General features: G+C 74.8%; 8 protein-coding genes. 6 read left to right on the top strand and 2 right to left on the bottom strand.

Annotated features, from left to right (window positions below):
• Positions 1-12: 12 nt before the first annotated feature.
• Both iolD and mmsA read left to right on the top strand, forming a co-directional pair.
• Positions 13-1,881 carry a 3D-(3,5/4)-trihydroxycyclohexane-1,2-dione acylhydrolase (decyclizing) gene (iolD, locus tag ABTY40_RS02040; RefSeq protein ID WP_352057723.1) on the top strand — a complete coding sequence of 623 codons (1,869 nt, stop codon included), beginning with the start codon at positions 13-15 and terminating at the stop codon, positions 1,879-1,881.
• A gap of 11 nt (positions 1,882-1,892) precedes the next feature.
• Entirely contained in the window at positions 1,893-3,395 is a 1,503-nt protein-coding gene (gene mmsA / locus ABTY40_RS02035) for a CoA-acylating methylmalonate-semialdehyde dehydrogenase (RefSeq protein WP_352057722.1), read from the top strand.
• A gap of 60 nt (positions 3,396-3,455) precedes the next feature.
• Here mmsA and ABTY40_RS02030 read toward each other — a convergent pair whose 3' ends face one another.
• Entirely contained in the window at positions 3,456-4,637 is a 1,182-nt protein-coding gene (locus tag ABTY40_RS02030; RefSeq protein ID WP_352057721.1) for a S8 family peptidase, read from the bottom strand.
• Positions 4,638-4,971: 334 nt separating this feature from the next.
• On the opposite strand from ABTY40_RS02030, the gene ABTY40_RS02025 reads away from it, so the two are divergent.
• Both ABTY40_RS02025 and ABTY40_RS02020 read left to right on the top strand, forming a co-directional pair.
• Positions 4,972-7,746, top strand: coding sequence for an alpha/beta fold hydrolase (locus tag ABTY40_RS02025; RefSeq protein WP_352057720.1), 2,775 nt, complete (start codon positions 4,972-4,974; stop codon positions 7,744-7,746).
• Positions 7,743-8,675: an ABC transporter permease gene (locus ABTY40_RS02020; protein WP_352057719.1), complete on the top strand. Its 933-nt coding sequence runs from the start codon at positions 7,743-7,745 to the stop codon at positions 8,673-8,675. The genes ABTY40_RS02025 and ABTY40_RS02020 overlap by 4 nt, the downstream gene beginning before the upstream one ends.
• Before the next feature lie 110 nt (positions 8,676-8,785).
• Here ABTY40_RS02020 and ABTY40_RS02015 read toward each other — a convergent pair whose 3' ends face one another.
• Positions 8,786-9,505 carry a helix-turn-helix domain-containing protein gene (locus ABTY40_RS02015; RefSeq protein WP_352057718.1) on the bottom strand — a complete coding sequence of 240 codons (720 nt, stop codon included), beginning with the start codon at positions 9,503-9,505 and terminating at the stop codon, positions 8,786-8,788.
• Positions 9,506-9,899: 394 nt separating this feature from the next.
• Here ABTY40_RS02015 and ABTY40_RS02010 point away from each other — a divergent pair, with 394 nt between their 5' ends.
• A complete protein-coding gene (locus tag ABTY40_RS02010) occupies positions 9,900-11,459 on the top strand; it encodes a vWA domain-containing protein (RefSeq protein ID WP_352057847.1) in 1,560 nt (519 codons plus the stop codon).
• A gap of 62 nt (positions 11,460-11,521) precedes the next feature.
• On the top strand, positions 11,522-11,989 hold the full coding sequence (locus ABTY40_RS02005) for an anthrone oxygenase family protein (RefSeq protein WP_352057717.1): 468 nt from the start codon (positions 11,522-11,524) through the stop codon (positions 11,987-11,989).
• Positions 11,990-12,142 lie beyond the last annotated feature (153 nt).

The following is a 12,142-nucleotide window of genomic DNA, read 5'->3' as shown; positions in this document are numbered from 1 at the left end:
GGAGGCTCCCCGGTGACCCGCCACACCGTCGCCCAGGCGCTCGTCCGCTTCCTCGCCGCCCAGTACACCGAACGCGACGGCGTCCGGCACCGGCTCATCGCCGCCACCTGGGGCATCTTCGGCCACGGCAACGTCGCCGGCATCGGCCAGGCGCTCGTCGAACACCGCGACCGCATGCCCTTCCACCAGGGCCGCAACGAACAGGCCATGGTCCACGCGGCCGTCGGGTACGCCCGCCAGAGCGACCGCCTCTCCGCGCACGCCGTCACCACCTCCATCGGCCCCGGCGCCACCAACCTCGTCACCGGCGCCGCCCTCGCGACCGTCAACCACCTGCCCGTCCTGCTCCTGCCCGGCGACACCTTCGCCACCCGCCCCGCCGACCCCGTCCTCCAGCAGCTCCAGCTCCCCACCGCCGGCGAGGTGTCCGTCAACGACTGCCTCCGCCCGGTCTCCCGCTACTTCGACCGCGTCGACCGGCCCGAGGCGCTGATCCCGGCCGCCCTCGCCGCCGTCCGCGTCCTCGCCGACCCCGCCGAGACCGGCGCCGTCACCCTCGCCCTCCCGCAGGACGTCCAGGCCGAGGCGTACGACTGGCCGGAGGAGTTCTTCGCCGAGCGGGTCTGGCGCGTCCGCCGGCCCCGGCCCGACACCGCCGAACTCGACGCGGCCGTCCGGGCGGTACGGGAGGCCGAGCGGCCCCTCGTCGTCGCCGGCGGCGGCGTCCGCTACAGCGGCGCCGAGGACGCCCTGCGGACCTTCGCCGAACGGGCCGGCCTGCCCGTCGCCACCACCCAGGCCGGCAAGGGCGCCCTCCCGTACGACCACCCCTGCGAGGTCGGCGGCATCGGCCACACCGGCAGCGCCACCGCCGACGACCTCGCCCGGAGCAGCGACCTCGTCATCGGCGTCGGCACCCGCTACACCGACTTCACCACCGCCTCCGGCACCCTCTTCGGGCCGGGCACCCGCTTCCTCAACCTCAACATCACCGGCTTCGACGCCCACAAGCAGGCCGCGCTGCCGCTCGTCGCCGACGCCCGCGAGGGGCTCACCGCGCTCACCGAGGCGCTCGGCGGCCCCCGCCCGCCCGCCCCCGCCGGCCCGTACCCCTGGACCGCCGCCAAGGACGACTGGCAGCGGCGGATCGACGCCGCCTACGCCGCCCCCGACCCCTCCGCCCGGCCCACCCAGGCCCAGGTCCTCGGCGTCCTCGACACCCTGGCCGACGCCACCGACATCCTGATCAACGCCGCGGGCTCGCTCCCCGGCGACCTCCACAAGCTGTGGCGCACCCGCTCCCGCGACCAGTACCACGTCGAGTACGGCTACTCCTGCATGGGTTACGAGATCCCCGCCGCCCTCGGCGTCCTGCTCGCCGCTCCCGGCCGCCCCGTCTGGGCCCTCGTCGGCGACGGCACGTACCTGATGAACCCCACCGAGATCGTCACCGCCGTCCAGGAACGCCTGCCGCTGAGGCTGATCGTGCTCCAGAACCACGGGTACGCCTCGATCGGCGGCCTCTCCCAGGCCGTCGGCGCCGAGCGGTACGGCACCGACTACCGCTTCCGGGACCCGGACGGCGGCTTCACCGGACCGCCGCTCCCCGTCGACCTCGGCGCCAACGCGGCCTCCCTCGGCATGCGCGTGCTGCGCCCCCGTACCGTGCGTGACCTGCGGGAAGCCCTCGCGGACGCGCGGGAGGCGACGGTTCCCACATGTGTCTACGTGGAGACCGAAACGGCAGACACAGTGTCGGGCGCGCCCCCCGCCCAGGCGTGGTGGGATGTGCCCGTGGCCGCGACCTCGACCCGCCCGTCGGCGGTCGGGGCCCGCGAGGAGTACGACCGGCACGTCACCGCCCGACGCCGCCATCTGTGAAGGAGCACGCAATGACGAAGACCGTCCACCACTGGATCGGTGGCAAGACCGTCGAGGGCACGTCGGGCAACTGGGGTCCCGTCACCGACCCCGCCACCGGCGCCGTCACCACCCGCGTCGCGCTCGCCTCCGCCGAGGAGGTCGACGCGGCCGTCGCCGCCGCCAAGGACGCCTTCGCGACCTGGGGCACCTCGTCCCTCGCCCAGCGCACCACCATCCTCTTCGCCTTCCGCGCGCTGCTCGACGCCAACCGCGACGCCATCGCCGAGCTGATCGTCGCCGAGCACGGCAAGGTCCACTCCGACGCACTCGGAGAGGTGGCGCGCGGCCTGGAGATCGTCGACCTGGCCTGCGGCATCACGACCCAGCTCAAGGGCGAGCTGTCCACCCAGGTCTCGAACCGGGTCGACGTGGCCGCCATCCGCCAGCCGGTCGGCGTCGTCGCCGGCATCACGCCCTTCAACTTCCCGGCCATGGTGCCGATGTGGATGTTCCCGATCGCCATCGCGACCGGCAACACCTTCGTCCTCAAGCCGAGCGAGAAGGACCCCTCGCCCTCCCTGAAGATCGCGGAACTGCTCGCGGAGGCGGGCCTCCCGGACGGCGTCTTCAACGTGCTCCACGGTGACAAGGTGGCCGTCGACCGGCTCCTGGAGCACCCGGACGTGGCCGCGGTCTCCTTCGTCGGCTCGACGCCCATCGCCCGGCACATCCACGCCACCGCCTCCGCCCGCGGCAAGCGGGTGCAGGCGCTCGGCGGTGCCAAGAACCACATGCTGGTCCTGCCGGACGCCGACCTGGACGCGGCGGCGGACGCGGCCGTCTCGGCGGCGTACGGCTCCGCGGGTGAGCGCTGCATGGCCATCTCCGCCGTCGTGGCCGTCGGCTCGATCGGCGACGAGCTGGTGGAGAAGATCCGCGAGCGCGCCGAGAAGATCACGATCGGCCCCGGCACCGACCCCGGCTCCGAGATGGGTCCGCTCATCACGGCCGAGCACCGCGACAAGGTCGCCTCGTACGTGCGCGGCGCGGCGGACGAGGGCTGCCAGGTCGTCCTCGACGGCACCGGCCACACCGTCGAGGGCTACGAGAACGGCCACTGGATCGGCCTCTCGCTCCTGGACCACGTGCCGACCACGGCAGCGGCCTACCGGGACGAGATCTTCGGCCCGGTCCTGTGCGTGCTGCGCGCCGAGACGTACGAGGAGGGCCTCGCGCTCATCAACGCCTCGCCGTTCGGCAACGGCACCGCGATCTTCACCCGCGACGGCGGCGCCGCCCGCCGCTTCCAGCTGGAGGTCCAGGCCGGCATGGTCGGCGTGAACGTGCCGATCCCGGTCCCGGTCGGCTACCACTCCTTCGGCGGCTGGAAGGACTCCCTCTTCGGCGACCACCACATCTACGGCAACGACGGCGTGCACTTCTACACCCGCGGCAAGGTGATCACCACCCGCTGGCCGGACCCGTCCGACGCCCCGGCGGGCGTCGACCTGGGCTTCCCGCGCAACCACTGACGCGCGCGCGGACGGCGACGGCCCCCGGGGACTCTCCCCGGGGGCCGTCGCCGTGTCCGGTTACCAGCGGGAGTACAGCAGCCGGTTCGGGGAGCCGGTCCGCGGGTCCTGGACCTTGCCGGCCGTCGCGTTGGCCGCGAGGGCGGAGCTCACCTGGGCGGGGGTGGCCGTGGGGTGGGCCGCCAGGTAGAGGGCGGCGACGCCCGCCGTGTGCGGGGCCGCCATGGAGGTGCCGGAGATGGTGCTGGTGGCGGTGTCGTTGTCCTTCCACGCGGAGGTGACCGAGACGCCCGGCGCGAAGAGGTCGACGCAGGTGCCGTAGTTGGAGAAGGAGGCCCGCTTGTCGGCGGAGTCCGTGGCGCCGACGGTGATCGCCTCGGGGACGCGGGCGGGGGAGTAGTTGCAGGCGTTCGCGGGCCAGCCGAGGATGTTGCCGTTGCCGGCGGCCACCGCGTAGGTGACACCGGAGGCGATGGACCGCTTCACGGCGTCGTCGAGGGAGGCGTTCGCCCCGCCGCCGAGGCTCATGTTGGCGACGGCGGGCTTGACCGCGTGGGCCGTCACCCAGTCGACGCCCGCGATGACGCCGGCCGTCGTGCCCGAGCCGCTGCAGTTGAGGACCCGTACCGCCACCAGCTTCGCGCCCTTGGCCACGCCGTACTTCGCGCCGCCCACCGTGCCGGCGACGTGGGTGCCGTGGCCCTGGCAGTCCTGGCCGTTCTGTCCGTCGCCGACGGTGTCGGTGCCGACCGTGGCCCGGCCGCCGAACTCGCCGTGGGAGGTGCGGATGCCGGTGTCGATGACGTACGCCGTGACGTTGGACGCCGTGGTGTCGTACGTGTACGTGGTCGACAGCGGCAGGTCGCGCTGGTCGATCCGGTCCAGGCCCCAGGTGGCGCCGTTCTGGGTGTCGGCGATCCGCACCGTCGTGTTCTGCTCCACGTACGCGACCCGGGGATCGGCGGCGAGCTGGGCGGCCCGGGCCTTGGACAGGGTGGCGGAGAAGCCCTTGAGCGCGGTGCGGTACTCGTGCTTCGGGGTGACACCGAGGTCGGCGGCGCGGGTGGAACCGTCCTTCAGGACGACGATCCAGCTGTTCTCGACGGCGGTGGCGGCGGGGGCGAGCCGCAGGTCACCGAGGGCGGGGGCGCTGCGGGCGGTGGGGGAGACCGCGAGCTGGAGGCCGGCGGCGAGCGCGAGGGCGGGGACGAGGGCCGTGAGGCGGCGGGGGATCCGATTCATGTGGGGGGCACCTGAACCTTTCGTCGGCCGGAGGTGTCCCACAGAGTGACGTGTTGTCATGAGCAACACAAGGGTGCGGTCCGGTCGTCCTCCACCTCCGCCACCTTCCACACGGAACATCCCCCACCCGCCCTCCGAACCACCGCGAGGAGGCACTTGACGGGGCCGGGCGAGGGGCGCGGGCGTCCGGCGTCCGGGTGTGGGACCCGCCGGGCCGCCGCCCCCCCGTACCGCACCCGTGGTACGCGGGGGCGCCCCCGTCCACCTCGAGGAGGCCTCCGAACTCCGCCCCCGGACAGCCGCGCCGCCCCCGCGTGGCGCCTAGGCTCGTCCCATGCGACTCCGAATTCCCCGGTGGGGCCCCTCCCGGTGGGCCGCCGTCACGGCCGTCCTCGCCGTCCTCGCCGGTGCCGGCACCTGGACCGCCGTGGCCACGGACGAAGCGCCGCCCGTGCACCGTGCCGACCGGGCGCTCGACATGGCCGGGGTGCGCATCGACACCTCGTACTTCACCGGGGGAGGCACCGGCCGGCGCCCCGCCGTGCTCCTCGGCCACGGCTTCGGCGGCTCCAAGGACGACGTCCGGGCCCAGGCGGAACGGCTGGCCCGCGACGGATACGCCGTGCTCACCTGGTCGGCCCGCGGCTTCGGCGCCTCCACCGGCCGGATCGGGCTCAACGACCCCGACCACGAGGTCCGGGACGTCCGGAAACTGATCGACTGGCTCGCCGCCCGGCCCGAGGTCCTCCTCGACGCCCCCGGCGACCCGCGCGTCGGCGTCACCGGCGCGTCCTACGGCGGCGCGATCTCCCTGCTCGCCGCCGGCCACGACCCGCGCGTCGACGCCATCGCGCCGCAGATCACCTACTGGAACCTGGCCGACGCCCTCCTGCCGAACGGCGTCTACAAGAAGCTCTGGGCCGGGATCTTCTTCTCGGCGGGCACCGCCCCCGCCGGGCCGCCCGCCGTCCCCGCGCGCCCGGCCGACCCGGCCGCGCCGCCCGCCGGGCAGGCGGAGCCAGGAGCCGCCCCGGGCGGCACGGCGGCCCCCACGGCCGCCGGCACCCCGGCCGCCACGGCGGGGGCCGACGCCTGCGGCCGGTTCACCGCCGAACTGTGCGCCCTCCAGCGGCGCGTCGCCGTCTCCGGCACCCCGGACGCCGCCGCCCGCGCCCTCCTCGAAGCCCGCAGCCCCTCCGCCGTCGGCTCCCGCATCAAGGCGCCCGCGCTGATCGTCCAGGGACAGAGCGACTCCCTCTTCACCCTGGACCAGGCCGACGCCATGGCCCGCACCCTCGCCGCCAACGGCGCCCCCGTCGCCGTCGACTGGATCGCGGGCGGCCACGACGGCGGAGACCGCGAGACCGACCGTGTCGAACGGCGCGTCACCACCTGGTTCGACCGCTGGCTGAAGCGCGACACCTCCGTCGACACCGGCCCCGCCTTCCGGGTCAGCCGCACCGGCGGCGTCGACTCCACCGACGGGCAGGCCACCCTGCGCGCCGCCACCGCCGACCGCTACCCGGGCCTCGCCGCCGGCGTCCGCGCCGTCCCGCTCACCGGGGCGCCCCGGCCCTTCGCCAACCCGGCGGGCGCCGCCCCGCCGGCCGTCTCCGCCGTCCCCGGCCTCGGCGGCGGGTTCTCGGGCCTCTCCTCCCTCGGCGTCGGCGTCGCCCTCGACTTCCCCGGCCAGCACGCCCGCTTCGACGCCGCGCCGCAAAGCGAACCGCTCCGCGTCACCGGCGCCCCGACCGTCCGCGTCAAGGTCACCTCCACCGCTCCCGACGGCTCCGCCGTCCTCTTCGCCAAGGTGTACGACGTCGGGCCCGACGGGCGGCAGCAGATCCTGCCCGCCCAGCTCGTCACCCCCGTCCGGGTCGAGGACGCCGCGCGGGGCCGCAGCCTCACCCTCACCCTCCCGGCGATCGACCACGAGGTGGAGGCCGGCCACCGGCTGCGGCTGGTCCTCGCCGCCACCGACCTCGGCTACGCCTCGCCGGTCGTCCCCGCCACGTACACCGTCGCCGTCGAGGGCCCCCTCGCCGTCCCGACCGCGCCCGGTGTCGACACCCAGGCGGCCCCGCTGCCCCGGTGGGTGTGGGGCCTGCCGCTCCTCGGTCTGGCCGTCGCCGCGGCGCTGCTGCTCACCGCCCGCCGCAGGACCGCCGCCCCGGCCCCCGACCCGGACCTCGCCGCCGTACCCCTGCGGATCACCGGCCTGTCGAAGAAGTACGCGGGCGGTGACCGGTACAGCGTCCGCGACCTCTCCTTCGGCGTCGAACAGGGCCAGGTCCTCGGCCTCCTCGGGCCGAACGGCGCGGGGAAGACCACCACCCTGCGGATGCTCATGGGCCTGATCACCCCCGACGAGGGCGAGATCAGGATCTTCGGCCAGGCGGTCCGGCCCGGCGCCCCCGTCCTCTCCCGGGTCGGCGCCTTCGTCGAGGGCGCCGGCTTCCTGCCCCACCTGTCGGGGCGGGAGAACCTGGAGCTGTACTGGAAGGCCACCGGCCGTCCCGCCGGGGACGCCCACGTGGACGAGGCCCTGCGCATCGCCGACCTGGGCGGCGCGCTCGAACGGGCCGTGCGCACCTACTCGCAGGGCATGCGCCAGCGCCTCGCCATCGCCCAGGCGATGCTCGGCCTGCCGGACCTGCTGATCCTGGACGAGCCGACCAACGGACTCGACCCGCCGCAGATCCGCGAAATGCGGGAGGTGATGATCCGTTACGCGGCCGGTGGCCGCACGGTCATCGTCTCCAGCCACCTCCTCGCCGAGGTGGAGCAGACCTGCACCCACCTCGTCGTCATGGACCGCGGCCGGCTCGTCCAGGCCGGACCCGTCGCCGAGATCACCGGCTCCGGATCCACCCTGCTGGTCACCCTCGGCGAGGACGTCTCCGACGTGCTGGTCGAGAAGGTCGCCGCCCTCCCCGGCGTCGGCTCGGCCACCCGCGCCGACGGCGGTCTCCTCGTCCGTCTCGACGGCGCCGACGCGACCGCGCTCATCGGCGAACTCGTCCGCCTGGACGTGCCGGTGACCGGTGTCGGACCCCACCGGCGCCTCGAAGACGCCTTCCTGGCCCTCATCGAAGGAGGAGCCGCATGAGCAGCGGCCCCGGCACCCTCACGGACCCGGCGGACCCGGGGCACCCCGCCGGTCCCCACCGCGCGGGCCTCGGCACCGGTCCCGCCGAGGCCGCGCCCGGATACCGGGCCGGCCGCACCCTGCCCCTGCGCGTCGAGGCCCTGCGCCAGTGGAAACGCCGCCGCACCCTCGTCATGGGCGGAGTGCTCGCCGCCCTCCCCTTCGTCCTCATCGTCGCCTTCGCCATCGGCCGCCCGGACGGCGAGGGGCCGGACACCCGCATCACCCTGATGGACACGGCGACCGCCTCGGGCGCCAACTTCGCCGCGACCTGCCTCTTCGTCTCGGCCGGCTTCCTCCTCGTCATCCCGGTCGCCCTCTTCTGCGGCGACACGGTCGCCTCCGAGGCCGGCTGGTCCTCGCTGCGCTACCTCCTGGCCGCACCCGTCCCCCGGTCCCGGCTGCTCGCCTCCAAACTGGCCGTCGCCCTCCTCTACAGCGCGGCCTCGATGCTCCTCCTGCCACTCGTCGCCCTCGCCGCCGGCACGGTCGCCTACGGCTGGGGCCCGCTCCGGCTGCCGACCGGCGGCTCCCTGCCCGCCACCGACGCCCTGGTGCGGCTCGCCCTCGCGGTGGCCTTCGTCTTCGTCTCCCAACTGGTCACGGCCGGGCTCGCGTTCTGGCTCTCCACCCGCACCGACGCACCGCTCGGAGCGGTCGGCGGAGCCGTCGGTCTCACCATCGTCGGCAACGTCCTCGACGCCGTCACCGCGCTCGGCGACTGGCGCGACTTCCTGCCCGCGCACTGGCAGTTCGCCTGGATCGACGCCCTCCAGCCGCAGTTGGAGTGGGGCGGCATGATCAAGGGAGCCGCGATCTCGGTGACCTTCGCCCTGGTCCTCTTCGCCCTCGCCTTCCGCGGCTTCGCCCGCAAGGACATCGTGTCCTGAGCACACCCCGGCCCCCCGGGGCCGGCCCCGGACAGGGCCCGTCGCCCGCCCTCCCCGGCACGGCGCCCACCCCCGCGCCGGGCGGGGGCACGGCGCCCCCGCTCCCGTGCTCACAGCCACCCTCTCCGAGCCGCTTCCGCGCCCGCGCGGAAGCGGCTCGTCGTCCCCAGAGCCGCCATCAACTCGCCCACCCTGCGGCTGTAGGTGCGCGCCGACATACCGAGCCGGGCCGCCGCCGTCTCGTCCGTCACACCCGAGACGAGCGCTTCCAGGACCGGCCGCAGCTGCGGGGGCGGCTCCCGCGACGGGGACGGACGCGGCCGTACGTACGCCGGGTCCTCGGCCGCCGCCCAGCTGAGGTGATGCGTCCGGACCAAGGCGTGCACCACCACCGGGTCCCGGATGAGCAACAGCCCGTTGTACAACAGCTCCAGGTCGAGCGGGACCGCCGCCACCGCCCGGTCGACCAGGATCATCTTGAACGGGATCGCCTCGGCCAGCCGCGCCCGGCCCGGGACCGGAGGCCCGTCCTCCAGCCGGGGCAGCGCGTGCCGGGGCACGATCCGCCGCACCTCACCGGCCCGCTCCGCCGCCGCCCGCATGCACGCCACCGCCAGCTCCAGGAACGGCTCGGGGATCGCGCAGTCCGCGGAGGCGACCGGGTCGTCGAAGGTCAGCAGCTCGTGCCGGGTGGAGGCGGCCAGCCCGGCGAGCACGGCACTGATCCGCCGCGCGCCCCGGACCGGGCGCCCCGGGGGCCGCTGTCCCTCGGTCGCGGCCCGGTTCATCGCCGACCGGGCGAGCATCACGGAGCCCGCACTCTCTGCCACCGCTGACCACCCCCGACCGATCGATGTCCACTCCATGTACGCATGTGACTGCACACGGTGACAACCCCTGTTGAAAACTATGGCGAATCCATGCCACCCCGGCCCGTTCCCACCGCCGTTGCCACATCGAGATCCATCCGCAACTCCTCCGACGGCTCCGCCCCGGCCTCCCGTTCGTCACAGTCACACGAGCCCACAGAAGTCAGGGGGAGACCACATGGACCGAACCGATCGGACAGCGGGGACAGCGGTGACGAGGGGGACGCCAGGGGTGAAGGGGACGACGGAGACGCCAGGGGTGAGGGAGGCGACGGGGACGCCGGCGGTGACCGGGGAGCGGGGAAGTCCCCGGCCCGCCCCCCGCCGTACCCGCCGTACCCGCCGCGCCGCCACCCTGCTCGCGGCGCTGCTCGCCGCCGGCCTGGCCCTGTCCGGCTGCGCCGCGGACGGCACCGCGCCCACGACGAGCGACGGCCACCACGCCCCGCTCGTGCCGGACGGCGGCAAGGGACCCGCCGGCACGGCCGCCCCCGACGGCGCCTCCCCGCACCCGGAGGGCGAACAGCGCGCGCCGAGCCACGCGCCCGACTACCTGTCCACCTTCGCCCTGGACGTCGACACCGCCTCGTACGGCTACGCCCGCCGCGCCCTCGCCGAGGGGCGGCTGCCCGACCCGGCGACCGTGCGCCCCGAGGAGTTCGTCAACAGCTTCCGCCCCGACTACCCGCGCCCGGCCGACGACGGCTTCAGTGTGACCCTCGACGGGGCGCGCGCCGGCGCCGACGGCTGGTCCCTGGTCCGGGTCGGGCTGGCCACGCGCGGCACGGACCGGCGGGCCCCGCGCCCGCCCGCCGCCCTGACCTTCGTCGTCGACGTCTCGGGATCGATGCGCGAGCCGGGCCGCCTCGACCTCGTCAAGCGGTCCCTGCGGCTGCTCGTCGGCGAACTCCGCGACGACGACGCCGTCGCGCTGGTCACCTTCAGCGCCGAGGCCGAGACCCGGCTGCCCATGACCCGCGTCGGGGAGGCCCGCGACCGCGTCGGCGAACTGGTGGACTCCCTGGAGATCGGCGCCTCGACCAACGTCGAGGCGGGCGTCCGCACCGGATACGACGTCGCCGTCGAGGGCCGCCGCGAGGGCGCCACCAACCGGGTCGTCCTGCTCTCCGACGCCCTCGCCAACACCGGCGAGACCGGGGCCGAGGCGATCCTCGCCCGGATCGACGAGGAGCGCAGGACGCACGGCATCACCCTCTTCGGTGTCGGCGTCGGCAGCGACTACGGCGACGATCTGATGGAACGCCTCGCCGACAAGGGCGACGGTCACACCACGTACGTCTCCACCGATGAGCAGGCCCGCAAGGTCTTCGTCGACCAGCTGCCCGCGCAGGTCGAGCTGCGCGCCCGCGACGCCAAGGCACAGGTCGCCTTCGAGCGGGCGACCGTGGAGAAGTTCCGGCTGATCGGCTACGAGAACCGGGAGGTCGCCGACGAGGACTTCCGCGACGACCGGGTGGACGGCGGCGAGATCGGCGCCGGCCACACCGTCACCGCCCTCTACGCGGTCAAGACCCGGCCCGGCGCGTCCGGACGGGTCGCCACCGCCACCGTCCGCTGGCTAGACCCCGAGAGCCGGCGGCCGCACGAGCGCTCCGGCACCGTGGAGACCGGGGCGCTCGCCGCCGACATTTGGGGCCCCGGCCACGACAGCCTCCAACTGACCGCCCTCGCCGCGTACTTCGCGGACACCCTGCGCGGCGGCGACCTGCCGGGCGCGCCGGGGCTCGCCACGCTCGCGGAGCGGGCCGAAGCCCTCGCCGCGCGCTCCGGCTCGGCGGTCGTGCGCGAGCTGGCCGAGGCCGTACGGCAGGCGTCCCGGCTGCGTACCCCTGAGCCGACCGGTGAAGGCGGGAGCGGCGAGGGGGAGTTGGGGTCGGGTGACCCGTACGCCTGACCCGCTCGCTGGTTCGTACAGGTATCCGGTGCGTCCGGCGGCCGAGGCGGCATCATGAGGCCATGCCCTCCCTGCTGCTCGCCCTCGCCGTCGGCTGCGCCGGTCTCTACGCCGGGTTCATGGTCATCTTCGCGACCGGCATCATGCCCGCGCTGGCCCGGCTGGCCGACGCGGAGTTCGTCACGGCGATGCGCCGGATCAACGCGTACGTGCCGAGGGCCCTGTTCCTCACCGTCTTCCTCGGCACGGTCGCGTTCCCGCTCGCCGCGTTCCTCGTCCCGGTGGAGGGCCGCACCGACACCCAGAAGTGGCTGGTCCTCGCGGGGCTCGTCTGCGCGGCCCTGAACCACGCCGTGACCATCGGCGGAAACATCCCGCTCAACACCGCGCTGGCCGCGTCGGAGGCCACAGGCGGGGACCCGGCCGCCGTCCGCGCCGGCTTCGAGCGCCGCTGGAACGCCTTCCACCGTGTCCGTACCGGGCTGATCACCCTCGGCTTCGGGTTCCTCACGGCGGCGGCCGTGCTCTAGAGGGGCGCACCGGCCGGACGGCGGGGCCGGTCGGGGCCCGTCGGCCGAGGACCGTACCCGGCCGTCTGTTTATGGCGTGATCTCGTGGGTCGCCGCCCCGCGAGCCTCCGCAAGGACCCTGCGAAAGCGTACTCCTGAGTCCGAAAGCTGCTG

The organism is Streptomyces sp. NPDC126503, assembly GCF_040302405.1.
In the GTDB taxonomy this organism is placed as follows: Bacteria; Actinomycetota; Actinomycetes; order Streptomycetales; family Streptomycetaceae; genus Streptomyces; species Streptomyces gulbargensis.
Note: the sequence above shows the minus strand (reverse complement) of the source record. Positions and strands in the feature narration are given on the sequence as shown.